Source organism: Microvirga sp., from assembly GCF_014699075.1.
GTDB lineage: Bacteria > Pseudomonadota > Alphaproteobacteria > Rhizobiales > Beijerinckiaceae > Microvirga.
The window spans coordinates 1-17,870 of the sequence record NZ_JACXAB010000080.1 but is presented as its reverse complement, the minus strand read 5'-3'; the positions used below and the strand labels follow the sequence as shown (position 1 = coordinate 17,870).

General features: G+C 61.3%; 20 protein-coding genes and 1 pseudogene. 14 read left to right on the top strand and 7 right to left on the bottom strand.

Features of this window, described 5'->3' with window-relative positions; translation table 11 throughout:
• Positions 1 to 308: 308 nt before the first annotated feature.
• From IC232_RS30535 to IC232_RS30525, 3 genes are all read left to right on the top strand, one after another.
• Positions 309 to 494, top strand: a complete 186-nt coding sequence (locus IC232_RS30535) for a hypothetical protein (protein WP_190848697.1) — start codon at positions 309 to 311, stop codon at positions 492 to 494.
• A 24-nt stretch (positions 495 to 518) separates the two neighbouring features.
• Positions 519 to 1,187, top strand: a complete 669-nt coding sequence (gene folE / locus IC232_RS30530; RefSeq protein ID WP_190848696.1) for a GTP cyclohydrolase I — start codon at positions 519 to 521, stop codon at positions 1,185 to 1,187.
• A gap of 63 nt (positions 1,188 to 1,250) precedes the next feature.
• The gene (locus IC232_RS30525) at positions 1,251 to 1,748 is read left to right on the top strand and encodes a PACE efflux transporter (protein WP_190848695.1); all 498 of its coding nucleotides are present in this window, start codon (positions 1,251 to 1,253) and stop codon (positions 1,746 to 1,748) included.
• 46 nt (positions 1,749 to 1,794) lie between these two features.
• Here the strand turns inward: IC232_RS30525 and IC232_RS30520 are convergent, their stop codons facing one another.
• Both IC232_RS30520 and IC232_RS30515 read right to left on the bottom strand, forming a co-directional pair.
• A complete protein-coding gene (locus IC232_RS30520) occupies positions 1,795 to 2,049 on the bottom strand; it encodes a hypothetical protein (protein ID WP_190848694.1) in 255 nt (84 codons plus the stop codon).
• Between the two features lie 300 nt (positions 2,050 to 2,349).
• Positions 2,350 to 3,162, bottom strand: a complete 813-nt coding sequence (locus tag IC232_RS30515; RefSeq protein WP_190848693.1) for a hypothetical protein — start codon at positions 3,160 to 3,162, stop codon at positions 2,350 to 2,352.
• A gap of 266 nt (positions 3,163 to 3,428) precedes the next feature.
• Between IC232_RS30515 and IC232_RS30510 the strand changes: the two genes are divergently transcribed.
• From IC232_RS30510 to IC232_RS30490, 5 genes and pseudogenes are all read left to right on the top strand, one after another.
• A complete protein-coding gene (locus IC232_RS30510; protein ID WP_190848692.1) occupies positions 3,429 to 3,629 on the top strand; it encodes a hypothetical protein in 201 nt (66 codons plus the stop codon).
• Between the two features lie 31 nt (positions 3,630 to 3,660).
• Positions 3,661 to 3,971: pseudogene (locus IC232_RS30505) on the top strand (integration host factor subunit alpha).
• Positions 3,972 to 4,018: 47 nt separating this feature from the next.
• Positions 4,019 to 4,378, top strand: coding sequence for a hypothetical protein (locus IC232_RS30500; protein ID WP_190848691.1), 360 nt, complete (start codon positions 4,019 to 4,021; stop codon positions 4,376 to 4,378).
• 1,991 nt (positions 4,379 to 6,369) lie between these two features.
• Positions 6,370 to 7,155, top strand: a complete 786-nt coding sequence (locus IC232_RS30495; RefSeq protein WP_312895265.1) for an AraC family transcriptional regulator — start codon at positions 6,370 to 6,372, stop codon at positions 7,153 to 7,155.
• 35 nt (positions 7,156 to 7,190) lie between these two features.
• A complete protein-coding gene (locus tag IC232_RS30490) occupies positions 7,191 to 7,598 on the top strand; it encodes a DUF2000 domain-containing protein (protein WP_190848690.1) in 408 nt (135 codons plus the stop codon).
• An 87-nt stretch (positions 7,599 to 7,685) separates the two neighbouring features.
• On the opposite strand, the gene IC232_RS30485 is transcribed toward IC232_RS30490, so the two are convergent.
• From IC232_RS30485 to IC232_RS30470, 4 genes are read right to left on the bottom strand one after another with little or no spacing between them, the layout of a single operon-like run.
• Complete coding sequence (locus IC232_RS30485; protein ID WP_190848689.1) at positions 7,686 to 7,808, bottom strand: DUF2474 domain-containing protein; 123 nt, start codon at positions 7,806 to 7,808, stop codon at positions 7,686 to 7,688.
• Positions 7,808 to 8,815: a cytochrome d ubiquinol oxidase subunit II gene (gene cydB, locus IC232_RS30480; RefSeq protein ID WP_190848688.1), complete on the bottom strand. Its 1,008-nt coding sequence runs from the start codon at positions 8,813 to 8,815 to the stop codon at positions 7,808 to 7,810. Before cydB ends, IC232_RS30485 begins: the two co-directional genes overlap by 1 nt.
• Positions 8,816 to 8,818: 3 nt before the next feature.
• The gene (locus tag IC232_RS30475; RefSeq protein WP_190848687.1) at positions 8,819 to 10,243 is read right to left on the bottom strand and encodes a cytochrome ubiquinol oxidase subunit I; all 1,425 of its coding nucleotides are present in this window, start codon (positions 10,241 to 10,243) and stop codon (positions 8,819 to 8,821) included.
• Between the two features lie 2 nt (positions 10,244 to 10,245).
• Entirely contained in the window at positions 10,246 to 10,830 is a 585-nt protein-coding gene (locus IC232_RS30470) for a GbsR/MarR family transcriptional regulator (protein WP_190848686.1), read from the bottom strand.
• A gap of 250 nt (positions 10,831 to 11,080) precedes the next feature.
• On the opposite strand from IC232_RS30470, the gene IC232_RS30465 reads away from it, so the two are divergent.
• The 6 genes from IC232_RS30465 to IC232_RS30440 all read left to right on the top strand — a co-directional run bounded on the left by IC232_RS30465 (position 11,081) and on the right by IC232_RS30440 (position 17,163).
• Positions 11,081 to 11,728 carry a FadR/GntR family transcriptional regulator gene (locus IC232_RS30465; RefSeq protein WP_190848699.1) on the top strand — a complete coding sequence of 216 codons (648 nt, stop codon included), beginning with the start codon at positions 11,081 to 11,083 and terminating at the stop codon, positions 11,726 to 11,728.
• The gene (locus IC232_RS30460; protein ID WP_190848685.1) at positions 11,725 to 12,897 is read left to right on the top strand and encodes a PLP-dependent transferase; all 1,173 of its coding nucleotides are present in this window, start codon (positions 11,725 to 11,727) and stop codon (positions 12,895 to 12,897) included. Before IC232_RS30465 ends, IC232_RS30460 begins: the two co-directional genes overlap by 4 nt.
• Before the next feature lie 61 nt (positions 12,898 to 12,958).
• Complete coding sequence (locus IC232_RS30455) at positions 12,959 to 14,224, top strand: ABC transporter substrate-binding protein (RefSeq protein WP_210335554.1); 1,266 nt, start codon at positions 12,959 to 12,961, stop codon at positions 14,222 to 14,224.
• 74 nt (positions 14,225 to 14,298) lie between these two features.
• Entirely contained in the window at positions 14,299 to 15,222 is a 924-nt protein-coding gene (locus tag IC232_RS30450; protein ID WP_409564995.1) for a carbohydrate ABC transporter permease, read from the top strand.
• 10 nt (positions 15,223 to 15,232) lie between these two features.
• A complete protein-coding gene (locus tag IC232_RS30445; RefSeq protein ID WP_190848683.1) occupies positions 15,233 to 16,072 on the top strand; it encodes a carbohydrate ABC transporter permease in 840 nt (279 codons plus the stop codon).
• An 11-nt stretch (positions 16,073 to 16,083) separates the two neighbouring features.
• On the top strand, positions 16,084 to 17,163 hold the full coding sequence (locus tag IC232_RS30440; protein ID WP_190848682.1) for an ABC transporter ATP-binding protein: 1,080 nt from the start codon (positions 16,084 to 16,086) through the stop codon (positions 17,161 to 17,163).
• A 167-nt stretch (positions 17,164 to 17,330) separates the two neighbouring features.
• Here IC232_RS30440 and IC232_RS30435 read toward each other — a convergent pair.
• Positions 17,331 to 17,870: transposase (locus IC232_RS30435; protein WP_210335553.1), on the bottom strand; the 540-nt coding region annotated here is incomplete at its 5' end.

Here is a 17,870-nt window from a genome sequence, read left to right as displayed (position 1 = left end):
GGCCGCACCGACCAGCCTGGCAGAAGCGTCAAACAAATCCCTTGCCAACGGGGAGCCGTCCACACATGGCACGAGGCGGAAGTACGCCGAACGCCCGCTCAAGCATGGAGCAGCAGACGTTACAGGTGCGTAAGGAATCGTCACTGCGTGGCCCGATGCGGACCTTCTCTGATCAGTTCCTTCATTCGACTATACGATCCAGACGACCCGTTACGCGCAATTTGACGCGCATTGTGCGGAGGATCTTCCCATAACTGCATAAGGCTGGTAGAGCATCTGAGATAAGAATTTCATCTTTGGGGGCATAGATGAAAGCGTACGACGATACTGACAAGGCGAGGCATGACCAGGCGAAGCAACGGAGCCTGAAAGCCATCGATGCCCGGCTGGCGCGTCACGAAAAGGTAAGCCGGATCACCCTAATACTGGCCCTGATCTTAGCCGGACTGACGCTCGCCCTTCTGGCCAATCACCTCGTCGGCCATTCAAACTAACCACAGAACAAATCCGCAGGGGCCATGATGAACTTCCATTCGCGTGATCTGAATCTCGCTCGCCTGTGCAACGAAGCTCTCGACCAGCCGCTGACCGAGGCTGAGCGTAAGGCGATGACCGCGGCGGCCGCCCGGAAGCTGGAAGAGTTATTCGATATCCTGCGCATCGATCACCAGAACGACCACAACACCCGTGAGACGCCTCAGCGCGTCGCCAAGATGTATGTTGAGGAACTCCTAGAAGGCCGGTTCACCGCCCCGCCCAAGATCACCGAGTTCGACAACGCTCAGGCCTACGATCAGTTGATCATCAACGGGCCGATTGAGCTGCGTTCCATGTGCGCCCACCACATGATGCCGATCTACGGCCAAGCTTACATCGGCATCCTGCCAGCAGCCGACGGCAAGATCATCGGCTTGTCCAAATATGATCGAATCGTGGAGTACTTTGCCTCGCGCCTGCAGATCCAGGAAGAACTGGTCAAGCAGATCGGGCAGTACGTCATGGACATGACAGCTCCCCGTGGACTGGCCGTGCGGATTAGCGCCGTACACATGTGCAAGACCCAGCGCGGCGTGCGCGCCAGCCACCGCAGCCGCATGGTGAACACCTACTACTGGGGCGAGATGGCCAGCGATGCTGCTCTTAAGGGCGAGTTCCTGCAGGAGTGCACCGCCCTCGAGCGGACCTGAGCTGCTTGGACCTGCCGCATTCAAAAGGCTTAGCTCAACCTTCTGGCTTGAGGATTTTCAATCATGCGCCTGGCTTGGGATCGCATCCGTCACGCCATCAGCTTTGAGCTCGGCGGCCTTGCTCTGGTGTCCCCGCTCGCCGCGTGGGCCTTTGACCTGCCGGTAGCCGACATCACAGTGGTCAGGATTGCCTGCGCCATCATCGCAACGGTGTGGACGTACGTCTACAACGTAGCTTTCGACACCATCCTGCAGCATCTGAGGGGCGGAACTGAGAAGAGCATCCTCATGCGCATCTTGCAGGCTGTCCTGTTTGAGGCCGGGCTCTTGGCTATGCTGACGCCCCTCCTGGCATGGTATCTCGGCATCAGCCTTGTCCATGCCTTTGTCATGGATGTGGTGTTTGCGGTGGTCTATGTCGTCTACGCGTTCGCGTTCAACTGGACGTATGATTGTGTCTTTAGATCACCTGCGTGGGAGCGGTCACCAAACTCAAAGCCGAGTTCCACAAGGAAACAGCCGCATAGGATCGCAGAATGGATGAAGGGCAAGCCTGCCTGAGATGGCATGACTGAGGTCGAGCCATCCGAAGGGCCTTAATGGTACATTAGGCCGCGATGCACTCTTGGGCCGCGGCGGCTTCGCCGCAGTAGATACAGCCTTCCGAGGAGCCGGCCATGCCGCGCTTAAGCTCGACCTCTTCCAGCCTTGGGAAGCGCTCCTTCACCAGCTTCCAGATATACTTGGTGACGTTCTTCAGCAAGGCGGTGCCGATGGCGGGATTGAGATCAAGGTTGCCGTGATCGAGGCCAGGTGGGACGCATACTGCCAGTGCGGCTCCAGGCAAGAGCCGGTGGCCCACTTGCGGAACACCCGATTGACTTTGTTTACCGGCCGATCAAGAACGACGCAGGGCATGTGCTTGACCTGTTCGTCGAAGGCAGCGACCAGACTCAGTGCGTGCGAGCGTAGCCAGCCTCTCCACAGACGATCATGGGTGAAGGCTTTGCCATCATGCACAGGCGCTGCGGCCGCGCGGAGCTGAACTTCCGTCACCGACTAGATCATCGGGGTCGCGCGCTCAACGCGAGCATGTGACAGCCAGCAAACATGTAGGAGCGCGACCATCGGTACCGCGCTCCTTCTTCAGTTTCATCCGGTATCAGCGTGCGGACATGCGGCTCATCAGTCGGCACAGGGCCTGCATGTCGGCGTCGTAGCTCTCGGGCGAAGCAGATACCGTGGCGCAGCCGCGCCGCAATCTCAGGCGCTCATCCGCGCTCATGCTGCGGATTTCAGCCCGCAGACGCTCGGCCTGCTGGGGATTGTTCGGCCGGTTCGGGCCGATGCCGCCGGTGGCGGGTGGGTTGAGCCCGCCCCCCGGACGCGAAGGATTGGCCGTGCCGCCCCCAATGACGCCACCCCCAATACCACCAGTGCCCCCGCCACCAACAATACCGCCACCACCAGAGGCGCCACCTCCGCCGACACCAACCCCGACGCCCACGTCGACACCGTTGGAGCCGCCAATCCCGGCGCCAACGCCAGCGCTGACGCCACTAGAACCGCCGATGCTCGTGCCCACGCCAGCCGTGACGCCATCAGAACCGCCGACACTCGCGCCAAGTCCAGCATTGACCCCGCCCGATCCGCCGACGCTGGCACCGCCACCGGCGCTTACGCCCGAGGAGCCGCCGACATTGGCGCCCGCACCGGCACTGACGCCGCTGGATCCGCCCACATTAGCCCCCGCTCCGGCTGCCACGCCGGTCGAACCACCTGCGTTAGCTCCGCCGCCAGCTGAGACGCCGCCGGACCCGCCGACACTTGCACCCAGGCCAGCTCCGATGCCGCTGTCCCCTCCAATACTCGCGCCGAGCCCGACCGAGATGCCGTTGTCGCCGCCGACGCTCATGCCAGCTCCGGCGGCAACACCGCCCGAACGCCCACCGTCGCCGCCGCGGTCGCGGGACAAGGCCGGATCCCAAGTCAGACAAGTTGTCAGGAGAACTGCCGCGCTAAACACTGAAGCCCCGCGGCGAAGGCTACTCGAATCTGCACGTGAACTCATCTCGCTACTCCCTCGGAGGTACCCCGGCGGGGTCCTATTAGGAAGACTCTCCTTTAAGGAATTTAGTTCCGCAACAATTCACGGCTGCGGTGAAACCTAACCCGAAAGGGTGAGTTGCCCTTCACATACGTAAACAGGGGCAATGCAGGGACATCAAAGAGAACGATGCCATGCAGCAGAGCAACTATCACTCGTGGGCAAAGCAGATCCCCAACAGTCTCAACTTCTCCCAGGAGCAGGTGACCTTCATCCTCGGCCACTCCCTGACAGGCCAGTACGACGATCTTCTTGCGGCTGAACTGCCGGAGCGGCTCCAAGCTCTTGTGGACCAGCTTGAGAAGAAACATGCCTCGCCGCCGAGCAACCCGTAATCTGCTTCTTCCACGACAGAGGAACGTGTGAATGGCCGGAAAGACGGCAACCCGAGCAGACTTGGCTGAGGCTGTCTATCATCGGTCTGGGCTTCCACGACCCGAAGCGGCAACCCTGGTCGAGCAAGTTTGGGGTGAGATCAGCGCAGCCCTAGTCGATGGTGAAACAGTCAAGCTTTCCGGCTTTGGCGTGTTTACTATAAGGGACAAGGCTGAACGGGTGGCCGCAATCCCAGGACCGGTGTCGAGGTGCCCATCGAGCCACGCCGCGCTATTACGTTCAAAGCCTCTGATGTCCTGCATAGCCATGTGAATGGGCTTACGCGCTCGGACGCGCGCTGACCTGTCCAGGTAATCTCCACAAAACCAAGCAACTTCGGAACGTGCTCATGGCATCTGCCAACTTCAACTTTCTGGACTTCCCGCCTGATCCAAACGAAAGCCGGCGCCTGGAGGCGATCAGGCTGCTCGAGGTGGCACGGCGCCTGCCCTATGCTACGATCGACAAGATCACTGCATTCGCTCAGTCGCACTTCAATGTTCCGATCTGCCTAGTAACCGTCATTGAGGCGGAACGTCAGCTGGTTGTATCCAAGCAGGGGATCGACGTTACTGAAACGCCTCGCAAGGTGGCGTTTTGCACCTATACGACTCTAAGCTCAGAGGTGCTGGTCGTTCCCGATGCGCGGCGGGACGAGCGGTTCAAAAACAATCCTTATGTGACAGGGGATCCTCTCATCCGCTTCTAGGCTGGTGCGCCTCTTGTCTATGACGGTGAGGTGCGCCTCGGTTCGCTGTGCCTGATCGATATGAAGCCGCGCTCCTTTTCCCGGGGACAAGAAGCGGAGCTGAGGATGCTGGCGGATTATGTGGTGGGCGTGATTACCAGCCTCGCCCTAGGCCTACCTGAGCCTGATCTCAAGGAGGCATTCTCGATTTAGAGGTCTGTGCCGCCGCGCCAGAAGAAAATGGGCTGCGCTCGGCCTTTCGACTATGTTCGCAGCCCTGTTTGAAGTGATATGGGATCTGGGCCACCTGACCCGAAGCAATCAAGTCGCTGACCGTGATCACGCTCCGGTCCGCGGAGCAAGGTTCCGACGCAGCCACAACTCCTTGAACAGTAGATCAGTCGTATGCTGCACGACGCAAGAGGCGACTGGACCGAAATTTCGCTGCACGCCCGTGGCATGCTGGGTCTCAGAGGCCTTACTGAGCGGACGTAGTCGCGGCGAGACGCTGGAAAATGAGCCGGCCACCAAAGCCCACGACATTTACGCGCCTCTGAGGGATAGAGCCGGAACGAATTGCTGCAATGACGGGGATTGTCGCCCTGCGCCCTATCGGGTGATGCCAGCCGGGGTGCAGATGTTCGTCGAGGGAAGTGGATCTGGGTGCGAGACCACACGATCCAGACCGGGCGCTACCGGGTGACACGGGTGAAACAGACGGGGGGCATTGGTGCGGGCGGTTCGGGCCGAGCTTTGAGATGGGCTATGCAACCTTGTGTGCGCTCCTTCCGCCGAACCCGACAGCAATCTTTGAACCCGTGTTTGCCCTTTGTGAGGGTCACATCGGGGCTGTTCAGTAAATGATGATCGCACGCGAAGGGCTTCGGACGCGCAAGATCTCCTGATAACATGGAGCAGAAGTGGGACGAAGGTCCGCTAACGACGCGGTAATCGACATTGCGGTGCCGATAGACAGGTCAGTAAGGGCTCCCATCCCTGTGCATGTCCCCGGTCGCCGTGCTGTAGCGCAGATCGATGTCCGGATACTCGGCGACATCTTCAGCGGGACGGCGTGAGCCTACCTCCAAGATCAAGGTCGGCTGGTCGGAGCGGTTTTGCAGGATTTGGGTGGGATCGGCCTCCAGGCTGAGGCCACAGATGCGAAGGGCCCCGGCTCAGAGGTAAGGGTTCCCGGCCAAGGCAAGGCGCGCCCGGATCTGCCACAGGATGACCTGACGCTGCGGCCTGATCCTTACCCGCACGGCACAACGACACTCCTCTAGCCCTAAGTCTTAGTCTCTCTGCTTTGACATCATGTGTGGCGTCAGAAATGATTAAGATACGTTAACCGTTCTCGTGGCCAGCCTGAAAGCAGACATGAGCAAGCAAGAGAAATTAAGGATCGATCCGCGCCTTGACGCAGAGGATTGCACACATCATTGCCCAGTCTGGCTGACGTTGTCGCTAGCATCGTTCGGGATTGCAGCCCTGATCGGCCATCAGATCTTCGGCTGAGACACAAAGTAAGCCGCCCCGGCTGAGGCACCTCCATGAACCTCAACCAGGGCGTCGTGACCCACTCCACGGACCAACCAGAGCCACATCACTGAAGCTATACCGTTCCAGCTGCTCCACAACTGAGCATACGGGCTGAGCCTTTAATCCTAAAGGCTTGCGATCTGGAATTCGATGTAGCTCAGAAACAGCAACGCCGGCTCTGTTGCATTAACCTGTGGAGCCACAGGATCTGGTAGGTGATCAGGCCTACAAACACGCTCTGGCTAGTGCCTCACGAAGTTAATGCAACAGAGCCGTAGAGCCTTGATGGCGACTGCCTCCCACAGAGATTATGATCAGCGTCGCAAACTGAAGAGACTGGCGGATTTCCACTGGACGACAACGGCACTTGCTTTCCGCAATCTCAGGGTTCTCAAGGCCAGCGGCAGACCTGGGATCCTGTTCGTCATGATTTCGTGCATCTTGTGCGCGACTGGCACAGCGGGATTGAAGCCGTGGCAGCGCAGTTCCATGGCCACGCCTATGACATGCACCATCACGACGAGTGGCTGGTCGGCGTGACCCATGCCGGCGTCCAGGATTTCTTCTGCCGCGGGCAGCGGCGCCAGAGCACTGCTGGACGCGTGATCCTGATCGAGCCTGGCGAGCGGCACGACGGACAAGCCGTGCACGAAGAGGGCTTCCGCTACAGCATGCTCTATCTGCCGCAAGCCTGGCTCCGCGAGGAGATGGGCGGCCTGGATGCCGACATCGGGTTCGGGAAGACATTGGCCGACGACCGGCGGCTCGGCGACGCCATTGCAGCGGCTTGCCGTGCGATCATCTCCGGCGCCCCACGCCTCGCCATTGATGCGGGACGGGATCGGGTGGTGGAACTGCTGCGCCATCACCTCGGAAGGGGGGACGGTCGACGCCCGACGCCCGACGCCGCGACGTCGGTGGCAGAGCGGGCGATGGATTACATCCAAGCCCACTATGACGAGCCGTTCAGCCTTGATGACCTTGCCCGCGCAACCGGCGCACCCGATCGGTTTCAGCTGTCGCGAACCTTCCGCCGGCGCTTTGGCACCTCGCCACATGCCTGCCTTGTCGAGATCCGGCTGACAAAGGCCCGCGCGATGCTGCGGTCCGCCGTCCCACCGGCGGAGGCGGCCATAGCCAGCGGCTTCTCCGACCAGAGCCATCTCGGCCGCTGGTTTCGTCGCGCCTACGGCCTCACCCCGGCTGCCTACCGTCTGGGGCGCACGAACGTTCCAGACGTGGACGGCACCGTCGGATAACTCTCCCGGCAGCATCCACAGGGAGAATTCAATCGATGTTCGACACGAAGGTAGCGGTTCTCGTTCACGAAGATCTGGCGGAGTGGCAGAAGCTGAATGTCACGGCCTTTCTCGCAACCGGCATTGCAGGGGCGGTTCCCGAAGCCATGGGCCAGCCCTACGAAGACGCTGCGGGGCGCTTTCATGGGCGCCTGCTCGGCCAACCGATCCTGATCTTTGCAGCGTCGACTGAGGTTCTGCAGCGGGCTTGGCAGCAGTCGCTCCAGCGCAACCTCACACGCAGCGCCTATGTCCGCGCCATGTTTGAGACCGGGCATGATGCCGCCAACCGTGCGGTCTTTCGTGCCGAGCCGGCTGACGTGCCGGATCTTGTCGGGCTTGCGCTCCATGGTCCGAAGAAGGAGATCGACAAGGCCACGAAGGGGGCGCGTCTGCATCCCTAAGACGCGGACTTCCGTCTGTGAAGGACGGATGAGCCTTTGGGCGGCAATCGCCAGGTGATGTGGCGCGAAATTGTGAGGTGGCTGCTGCTATTTCAGCCAGAACCGGATGACGAGGCTGACTGCCCCCGTCGTGCCGACGCCCGCGGCCCACAGGCCAACGAACCACAGCCATTGCCTGAGGGCGGAGCCCTGTTCAAGTGCGTTGGTCATCAGTGATATCCCTCATGTCCGGTCTTGCCGCGGAACACCCAGTACGAGTACCCGGTGTAGGCGAGGATGATCGGGATCAGCACGCTCGCGCCCACCAGCATGAACTGAAGGCTAGCCTCAGGCGCCGCAGCCTCGTGGATAGTGACGGCGTTCGGCACGACGTGGGGAAACATGCTGACGCCCAAGCCGAGCAGGCACAAGGCGAACAGCCCCAGCGTCAGCAGGAACGGCCAGTACTCCCAGCGGCGCACCAGGCTTACCAGCAGCGTCCCGGAGCAGAGGCCCACCAGCAGCGGCACCTGTGCCGTGAACAGAACCTGCGGCCAGGCGAACCAGCGCGCGTAGTAGGCCCCGCTGAGGAACGGCGTCGCCGCGCTGACCAGGCCGATGCAGCCGATGAGTGCGACGGCGAGTTTGCCGGCGAGGCGGTAGCTGTGGTTCTGGACGGCGCCCTCGGTCTTCATGACGAGCCAGGTCGCGCCGAGCAGAGCATAGCCCACCATGAGGCTGACCCCGACCAGCAGGCTGAACGGCGTAAGCCAGTCCCACCAGCCGCCCGCGTAGGAGCGGCCATCGACGGCGATCCCCTGGAGTAGGGCGCCGAGCGTGATGCCCTGCGCCAGGGTCGCCACGGCGGATCCGGTCGTGAAGGCAACATCCCAGTAGCGGCGATGGCCGGGATCACGCCAGCGGAACTCGAAGGCGACGCCGCGGAAGATCAGCGCCAACACCATGGCGATGATCGGGGCGTAAAGGGCCGGCAGGATGATCGCATAGGCCAGCGGGAAGGCCGCCATCAGTCCGCCGCCGCCGAGCACCAGCCAAGTCTCGTTGCCGTCCCAGACCGGCGCAACCGAGTTCATGGCGCTGTCCCGCTCCTGGCCCGGCTGGAAGAATGGGAACAGGATGCCGATGCCGAGATCGAAGCCGTCCATCACCACGTAGGCGAAGACGGCGAAAGCGATGACGAAGGCCCAGAGAGTCGGGAGATCAAAAACAGGGATCATGGTTCAAGCCTCCGCGCCCAGGGTGCGGGCGGGATCGACAGAGGGTGCCGGGGTGATACCGGCGGTGCGGATGGGATGGTCTAGGCCCGCCTCGGGTCCGGTCTCGCCCGGGTGAGGAGCCTTGCCCATGAGCTTGAGGATGTAGCCGGTGCCCGCGCCGAACACGATGAAGTAGACCACAATGAAGGTCAGCAGCGAGGCGGCCACGGCTGGAGCTTCGAGCGGCGAGGCCGATGCCGCCGTCCTGAGCAGACCATAGACGGTGAAGGGCTGCCGCCCCACCTCCGTGGTGACCCAGCCGGCGATCACGGCCACGAAGCCCGCAGGACCCATAGCGAGCGCCAGCCAGTGCAGCGGACGCCAGTCGTAGAGCCGACTGCGGAAGCGTGCCCACAGGCTCAGCACTCCAAGACCCAACATCGCGAAGCCCAGACCCACCATGATGCGGAAGGACCAGAACACCACCGGCACGTAGGGCCAGTTGGCGCGATCGACCGTGTCGAGCCCCTTCAGCGGCGCATTGAGGTCGTGCTTGAGGATGAGCGAGGACGCCTTCGGGATTGCGATGGCGTTGCGTACCGTGCCGGCCTCCTGATCGGGAATGCCGAACAGGATCAGGGGTGCGCCCTCGGGATGGCTCCTGAAGTGCCCTTCCATGGCCATTACCTTGGCCGGCTGGTGCTCCAGGGTGTTGAGGCCGTGCATGTCGCCGGCCAGGATCTGGAGTGGGGCGACGACCGCCACCATGCCCATAGCCATCGAGAACATCACCCGGGCGCCCCTGTTGGTACGCTCTCGCAGGAGATGCCAGGCACCGACACCGCCGACGACAAGGGCTGTCGTGAGGTAGGCCGCCATCACCGTGTGGACGAGGCGGTAGGGGAAGGACGGGTTGAAGATGATCGCCCACCAGTCCTCCGGCACGAACTGCCCGGCCTCATTGACGGAGTAGCCGACCGGCGTCTGCATCCAAGAATTGGCGGACAGGATCCAGAAGGCGGAGATGAAGGTGCCGACGGCGACGGCGAGTGTGGCCGCGAAGTGCAGCTTGCGGCTGACGCGCCCCATGCCGAACAGCATGATGCCGAGGAAGCCCGCCTCCAGGAAGAAGGCGGTCATGACCTCGTAGGCCATCAGTGGGCCGATGATCGGTCCGGCCTTGTCGGAGAACACTGACCAGTTGGTGCCGAACTGGTAGGACATGACGATGCCGGAGACCACGCCCATGGCAAAGGCCAGGGCGAAGATCTTGAGCCAGTACTTGAACAGGTTGAGATAGACCTCGCGCCCGGTCCACAGCCACAGCCCCTCCAGCACGGCGAGGTAGCTCGCCAAGCCGATCGAGAACGCGGGGAAGATGAAGTGGAACGAGACCGTGAACGCGAATTGGAAGCGCGCCAGCAGCAGCGCGTCGAACTGATCAAACATTTCTACTTGTCCTTGGGATCGTCCCGGCGGCTCTTCTTCGAGCCCGGCACGACGAAGAGACGATCCTTCATCTCCAGGATCTTCTGCACCTTCGAGCCCAGCGTCAGGAGCTGGACGAGGCGCTCGGTGTCGAGCCGCTGCACGTCGGCGTACCAGCCTGTGAGCAGCTCGAAGAGGTCGTGCATCTCGCGCATGCGCTCCTGGGCATGGCGCTCCTCGGCGCTGGCGGGCTCCTGCATGAGCACCTCGCGCAGGAGGGTCATGGTGGGGTCGATCTCTCGCTTCTTGCGCTCCTCAACGAGGGTGCGGACGATCTGCCATATGTCATCGGGAGTCCCAAAGTAATCGCGCCGGTCGCCAGGCCTGTGCTGGAGGCGCACCAGGTTCCATGCCTGCAACTCCTTGAGCCCCATGCTGACGTTGGAGCGGGAGACGCCAAGGCGCTCGACGATGTCCTCGGCGTTCAGCGGCTCCTTGGAAAGATACAGGAGGGCATAGATCTGGCCGACGGTGCGGTTGATGCCCCAGCGGGAGCCCATCTCGCCGAAGTGGAGCACGAAAGTCTGGACGAGGGGAGGGAGATTCACTGGAAATCCTGTAATTTCAGAACTTACTGAAAAGTGTGGTCTCCGTCGTCCGAAGTCAAGCCGTGTGCCGGACGTTATGCCTAGATGACGCCGATTTGCATGCCTTGACGCTGTCTGCGGATTGATCCAGCCTCATAGTTGTCAGACCAATTTTGGCAGTACTTGCGATCAGGGTTCGGTTGAACGTTGGAGGCTTGGCGCAGTGGAAGCAGAGTGGGGATCTCAGACGCGCCGCGTCACGTCCGGTGCGATGCGGGCCGTCGCCGAGTATATCGGGCGTTCCGACCTCCAGCCTGGCGATTGTCTGCCCCCGGAGCGTGAGCTGATGGCCGAGCTGTCGGTTGGCCGCTCCACTATTCGTGAGGTCATTCGCCACTGGCAGGCCCTCGGAGTCGTCGAGAGCCGCAGAGGCAGCGGTACCTACCTCCTGCGACGGATTTCACCGGAGACGATGCACCTTCCACTCGCAGTCGACAGTGGGCGGAACGGGCTCCTCCAGATGCTGGAGGTTCGCCGTGGCCTGGAAGTCGAGGCAAGTGCGCTCGCGGCTGTGCGGGCCAGTGCATCCGATCTGGAGCGGATCGCATCCAGGCTCCTGATCATGGAAGCCGTGCATCGTGAAAAGGGCTGCGCTGGTCCCGAGGACTTGGCCTTTCACTTGTCGGTCTATGACGCCAGCGGCAATCCTGTCTTCAACCAGCTCCTGTCGCAGATGCGCGAGAGCGTGCAGACCCTGTTCGGGATGTCGCGGGTTCGGGTGGACTTCGCCGCCCGTTCTTTCCCCTTTCACCGTGAGCTGTTCGAGGCCATCGCGGCCAAGGATCCCGACGCAGCCCGCAGCAAGACGCTTTCGATCCTCGCCATCGTCGAGGAGGACATCCAGGACATGATCAGATGAGCACTTCCGCCGATACCCTCGCACGGGCCATGGCCATTCTTGCCCATGATGGGGAACATGCCTACGAGGCGGTCGTGCCGCCGATCGCGCAGACCTCGCTCTTCACCTTCGGCTCCTATGCCGAGATGGAGGAGACCTATCGCGGGCAGAAGGTGCGATCTACCTATACGCGCGGCCTCAATCCCACAGTCCGTCTGTTCGAGGAGAAGATGGCTGCTCTGGAATGCGGCGAGGACGCGATAGGGTTCGCCAGCGGTATGGCGGCCATCTCGTCCGCCGTCCTCGCGTTCGTCCAGCCCGGCGACCGGATCGTGTGCGTGGAGCACGTCTATCCTGACGCGTATCGTCTGTTTCAGACTTATCTCAAGCGCATGAACGTGATGGTCGAATATGTCGACGGTCGCGACCTTGATGCGGTGCGGCGTGCCATGCCCGGCGCGCGGCTCATCTACATGGAGAGCCCAACGAGCTGGCTCATGCATGTCCACGATGTGGCGGCGCTCGCGCAGATCGCCCACGACAACGATGTGCTTTCGATCATCGACAACAGCTGGGCGAGCCCAATCTTTCAGCAGCCGCTGACACTTGGAGTCGACCTGGTGGTCCATTCCGCATCGAAATACATCGGGGGCCACAGCGACGTGGTTGCCGGCGTCGTTGTGGGCTCAAGCAAGCTCATCAGCGAGATTCGCTCCCGCATCTATCCCTATTTCGGTGGCAAGCTGTCTCCGTTCGACGCATGGCTTCTGCTCCGCGGCCTGAGGACTTTGCCAATTCGCATGAAAGCGCACGAGGCCTCCGCGCTCCACGTGGCGCGCCAGCTCGCCGAGCGCCCGGACGTGGTGGCGGTCTATCATCCCGGCCTCAGCAACACACTGCCGGACGGCCTGCAAGGTACATCAGGCCTGTTCTCCTTCGAGTTCGACGGCAGCGTGAACATTGCAAGGTTCGCGGATGCGCTTCGGCTCTTCAAGCTCGGCGTCAGCTGGGGCGGGCACGAGAGCCTCATGGTTCCCGCTCAGGTGGTGCGTGTTCAAGCGGCGGGCCCCAATTCGGCCATCGATTTCGGCGTCTCCGAGAGGATCGTGCGGCTCCATGTGGGCCTGGAGGGCCAGGAAGCCCTGCTCGAGGATCTCTCCCAAGCCATGAGGGAGGCAAAGATGAGCTAGACGAACCTTCATCAGGAGCGGTCGAAAACGTTTGAGACAAGACAAAGACAGAGGGAAGACCATGATCCAGCGCCTACTGCTCGCTACTGCGCTCGCCACGACCTTCGCCGGCAGCGCTCTTGCCCAGACCACCCTAAAGCTCACCGAGGTCATCACCAGCCCGGAGCGGACAGAAACGCTCAAAAGCATCGTGAAGAGCTTCGAGGAAGCCAACCCCGGTGTGAAGGTGGAGATTACGTCCCTGCCGTGGGGCCAAGCCTTCGAGAAGTTCGCCACCATGGTGTCCGCCGGAGACACGCCCGACGTTGTCGAGATGCCGGACCGGTGGCTTTCTCTCTATGCTAACAACGGCGCCCTGGAGAGCCTTGAGCCTTACCTCAAGACATGGCCGAACACCGCCGGGCTCAACGACAGAGCCCTGGAGGTCGGCCGCACCGTCAAGAACACGGCCTACACCATACCCTACGGCTTCTACCTGCGAGCGATGTTCTACAATAACAAGCTCTTCGAGCAGGCCGGCGTGAAGGAGCCTCCGAAGACTCTGGCGGAGTTCGAGGAGGTCTCGAAGAAGGTTTCGGCCATCCCCGGCAAGTACGGGTACTGCCTGCGCGGTGGTCCAGGAGGCCTGAACGGCTGGGTGATGTTCGGCGCCACGATGGCTGGCGACAATTCCTTCTTCAAGCAGGATGGCACCTCGACCTTCGCGGATGAGGGCTGGGTGAAGGGTCTTGCCTACCTCACCGATCTCTACAAGAAGGGTTATGCGCCGAAGGACAGCGTCAACTGGGGCTTCAACGAGATCGTAGCCGGCTTCTATTCCAGCACCTGCGCCATGCTCGATCAGGATCCTGATGCGCTGATCGCCATCGCCGAGCGCATGAAACCGGAGGAATATGGGGTTGCGCCTTTCCCGAAGGGTCCGGCGGGCAAGGCCTTCCCGACGCTTGGCTATGCCGGTTGGTCCATGTTCGCGAACAGCAAGAACAAGGACCTGTCCTGGAAGCTGCTCGCCGCACTCGCCAGCCCTGAAGGCAACATTGCCTGGAACAAAAAGACGGGTGCCCTTCCGATCTACAAGTCAGCCGAGAGCGACCCGTTCTATTCCGGCCCGCAGTTCAAGGGATGGTTCGAGGAGCTCGCCGACAAGAACGTCGTGCCAACGATCATGCCCACCTATCTGCAGGAGTTCGCCTTCTTTGCTGACTCGCTGGCCGTGAAGACCAGCCAGCAGGCTCTGTTAGGGCAGCTCGCTCCAAAGGACATGGCCACGCAATGGGCGGACTACATGACCAAGGCGCAGAAGAAGCACCTCGCATCGAGCAAGTAAGATCGAAAGCGGCGCGGCCCCTAGGCCGCGCTGTTCTATTCGGCTCGAACCACGAGAGGCGCCGCATGTCCACAATGCCCTTGTACGAGGACGCTGCAGACCAGCAGCGTGCTCCCCTGCGCAGGTTCAGGGCGGGCCTTGAGCCCTATCTCTATATCGCTCCCTCGGTAATCCTGATCGCCACTATCATGCTCGTGCCGCTGATCATCGGATTGTCCTACGCCTTCAGGGACATGCAGCTGATCAACCCATTCAGCGGCGGCTTCGTTGGGCTGGAGCATTTCCGCAATCTATGGATGGATGCGGCCTTCTGGCTGGCGATGAAGAACACGCTTGTGTGGACCCTGGCTTCAGTTGCACTGCAGTTCTCGCTTGGCCTTGTCCTCGCGCTTCTGCTGAACAATCCTTTTCCGGGACGAGGCATCGTGCAGGCGCTGGTCTTTCTGCCCTGGGCTGTTCCGACCTTCTTGTCGGGCCTCAACTGGGCCTGGCTGTTCAATCCGGTTGTTGGCCCGCTCCCGCATTGGATGGCGGCTCTCGGGATTCTGCCTGCCCCCGAAAACATCTTGTCCGACCCCAATGTCGCCATCTGGGGTCCGATCATCGCCAATGTCTGGTGGGGAATTCCGTTCTTCGCCATCACGCTCCTGGCGGCTCTTCAGTCGATTCCGCAGGATATCTATGAGGCTGCCGCCATCGACGGCGCAGGCTCCTGGCGGCGCTTTATCGACATTACCCTCCCATTCTTGGCACCGACCATCGCGATCACGGTTATGTTGCGAACGGTATGGATCGCAAATTTCGCGGATCTCATCATCGTGATGACAAATGGGGGACCAGCCGATCAGACCCAGATCGTCTCGAGCTATATCTTCACCCAAGCCTTCCGGCGGCTCGACTTCGGCTATGCATCCGCGATCGCGATGGTGCTCCTCGTCCTGCTGATGGCTTATTCCTTCGCTATCATCCTAATGCGGCAGTCCCTGCTGAGGCGATGAGGAGAACTCGATGACATCTTCCGCCCGCAGCACGCCGTACTGGTTCCTTCACTACGGGCTGCTTGCCTTCTACGTGGCCTTCGCGCTGTTTCCTCTCTACTGGCTGCTAAAGGTCTCGATCACGCCCAACGACCTCCTGTACAGCGAGGGCATCCGGCTCTGGCCATCGCGCTCGTCCCTGGCGCACTACACCTTTGTGCTCGCCCACAGTGACTTCCCCCTGTTCTTCAAGAACAGCCTGATTGTCTCGGGCAGCACGGCTGTGACGGTGACCCTGATCGCGGCTCTTTCCGGCTACGCCATGTCGCGCTTCGACTTCCGCGGCAAGATGTGGCTCGTCGGGCTGATGCTCATCACCCAGATGTTCCCGCTCGTCATGTTGGTTGCACCAATCTTCAAGCTTTTCTCCCCACTCGGGCTCACCAACAGCCTGACGGGCCTCGTGGTCGTCTACACAGCCTTCAACGTACCCTTCGCGACTTTTCTGATGCAGTCCTTCTTCGACGGCATTCCCAAAGATTTGGAGGAGGCCGCCATGATCGACGGTGCCTCGCGCTTCCGCGCATTCCGGCAGATCATTTTGCCGCTGACGCTGCCAGGCGTCGCCGCTACCTTGGGCTTCGTGTTCACCGCCGCCTGGAGCGAACTGCTCTTCGCCCTCATGCTTGTGTCGAAGGCCGATGCCAGCACCTTCCCGGTAGGCCTGCTCAGCTTCGTGTCGAAGTTCTCGGTCGATTTCGGGCAGATGATGGCGGCAGGCGTATTGGCCCTGATCCCCGCATGCCTCTTCTTCCTTCTCATTCAACGGTATCTTGTCCAGGGCCTCACGGCTGGGGCGGTCAAAGGCTGAAGGTTCGCATCATGGCTTCCATTGATATTCAAGGTGTCGGAAAGTCTTACGGGACTGTGCCCGTTCTTCACAACGTCGACCTGTCGATTCAGGACGGGGAGTTCGTGGTGCTCGTCGGCCCATCAGGATGCGGCAAGTCTACACTTCTACGCATGGTGGCAGGACTGGAGGGGATCACCCGCGGAGACATCCTGATAGGCGGAAAGGTTGTAAACGAGTTGGCACCCAAAGACCGGGACATTGCCATGGTGTTCCAGTCCTATGCCCTTTATCCGCACATGACGGTTCGGGACAACATGAGCTACAGCCTCAAACTTCGAGGAACACCCAGTGAGCGCATGTCTCATGTCATATCCGCAGCCGCGTCCAAGCTGGGGCTCGAGTCCTTCCTCGATCGGAAGCCTCGCACCCTGTCGGGAGGGCAGCGCCAGCGTGTCGCCATGGGACGCTCGATCGTGCGCAAGCCAAAGGCGTTTCTCTTTGACGAGCCCCTGTCTAATCTCGATGCGCGTCTTCGTGAACAGATGCGCGTGGAAATTAAAAAGTTGCATCGAGAGCTCGGCACGACGTCGATCTATGTGACCCACGATCAAGTGGAGGCCATGACCCTCGCCGACCGCATCGTCGCCATGAACGGGGGCGCCGTCCAGCAGGTGGGAACGCCGCTCGATCTCTACGAACGCCCCACGAACCTGTTCGTGGCCAGCTTCATCGGTTCACCTGCAATCAACATCCTTGATGGCATCCTACGATGCGATGGAGAGAACCGGCACATCATACTCGAATCGGAAGAGCAGCTTCCTGCGCTTGCTCGCATCCAAGGTCGGGATGGCCAAGCCGTAAAGGTCGGCATCCGACCCGAGGATGTTCAGGTCTCCATTCAGAATGCCGGCAGCCGGATGGGTCAGGTTGAGTTGGTGGAGCCGATGGGATTGGGGACAATCCTCCATATCGGAACGGTTCACCGTACTCTGAAGGCGTTCGTGCTTGAGCGAGCGGACTACCCGATCGGCAGCAACATCGCCTACAGCCTGCCCGCGGATAGGCTCCATATCTTCGATGCTCGGACAGGCCAGCGAATTGCGGACTAGAGAATCGCCGATTCACCGGAAGGTCGGGTTTTGGCAGATTTCGTTGATTTAGTCGGCCAGCGGGAGCGCCGACGGTGTGTTGGAAGCTTTTCAGAGCTGCGGGATCGCCGTGTTCAGCCCAGTGTCTGGGCTCCAGAGCCGGGATCGGGCTGGTTGGAGGCACATCGTCATGCTCCTACCCCGGCAAAGGTGGGCATGGGCCGCAGCTTGGCGAGCCGTCTCAGGTTCTGCGCCGTAGCGGCTAGCAGGAACTCGTCCCTTGCACCGTTCGGCCCGCGCAGTCTCAGACGCGCCAGTCTCAAGATGCGTTTGAGGTGGGCAAACAGCATCTCGATCTTCTTGCGGGAATGACGAGAGCGCTCGAAGGCCGGAGTTCCCGCCAAAGCACGTGCCACATCGCGCGGGATCCGACGCCGGGGCGTGTTGGGACAGCAGAGAGACTTCAGGTCACATCTCTGACAATCGGATTGCCTGGCCCGGTAGAACCGGACGCCATCTTTGGTGACGCCTGAGCGCCGGTTGGTGAAGTTGCGGCGGTACTGCACCAGACGTTGGCCGCCCCGGCAGGTGTAGTGGTCCTGCTCCGGATCATAGACAAAGTCGGACCGTGAGAACGTGCCGTCAGTGCGCTGGTCTGCCCCCTTCGAAGTGATCCTCCCTGAAGTATGGCTTATGAGCCGAAGGAGGATTGAAGCTGGGCAGGAAGA

Coding starts and splice junctions, on each gene's coding strand:
- IC232_RS30535 (WP_190848697.1), top strand. CDS start 309: ATGAAAGCGTACGACGATACTGACAAGGCGAGGCATGACCAGGCGAAG.
- folE (WP_190848696.1), top strand. CDS start 519: ATGATGAACTTCCATTCGCGTGATCTGAATCTCGCTCGCCTGTGCAAC.
- IC232_RS30525 (WP_190848695.1), top strand. CDS start 1,251: ATGCGCCTGGCTTGGGATCGCATCCGTCACGCCATCAGCTTTGAGCTC.
- IC232_RS30510 (WP_190848692.1), top strand. CDS start 3,429: ATGCAGCAGAGCAACTATCACTCGTGGGCAAAGCAGATCCCCAACAGT.
- IC232_RS30500 (WP_190848691.1), top strand. CDS start 4,019: ATGGCATCTGCCAACTTCAACTTTCTGGACTTCCCGCCTGATCCAAAC.
- IC232_RS30490 (WP_190848690.1), top strand. CDS start 7,191: ATGTTCGACACGAAGGTAGCGGTTCTCGTTCACGAAGATCTGGCGGAG.
- IC232_RS30485 (WP_190848689.1), bottom strand. CDS start 7,808: ATGACCAACGCACTTGAACAGGGCTCCGCCCTCAGGCAATGGCTGTGG.
- cydB (WP_190848688.1), bottom strand. CDS start 8,815: ATGATCCCTGTTTTTGATCTCCCGACTCTCTGGGCCTTCGTCATCGCT.
- IC232_RS30475 (WP_190848687.1), bottom strand. CDS start 10,243: ATGTTTGATCAGTTCGACGCGCTGCTGCTGGCGCGCTTCCAATTCGCG.
- IC232_RS30465 (WP_190848699.1), top strand. CDS start 11,081: ATGCGGGCCGTCGCCGAGTATATCGGGCGTTCCGACCTCCAGCCTGGC.
- IC232_RS30460 (WP_190848685.1), top strand. CDS start 11,725: ATGAGCACTTCCGCCGATACCCTCGCACGGGCCATGGCCATTCTTGCC.
- IC232_RS30455 (WP_210335554.1), top strand. CDS start 12,959: ATGATCCAGCGCCTACTGCTCGCTACTGCGCTCGCCACGACCTTCGCC.
- IC232_RS30450 (WP_409564995.1), top strand. CDS start 14,299: ATGCCCTTGTACGAGGACGCTGCAGACCAGCAGCGTGCTCCCCTGCGC.
- IC232_RS30445 (WP_190848683.1), top strand. CDS start 15,233: ATGACATCTTCCGCCCGCAGCACGCCGTACTGGTTCCTTCACTACGGG.
- IC232_RS30440 (WP_190848682.1), top strand. CDS start 16,084: ATGGCTTCCATTGATATTCAAGGTGTCGGAAAGTCTTACGGGACTGTG.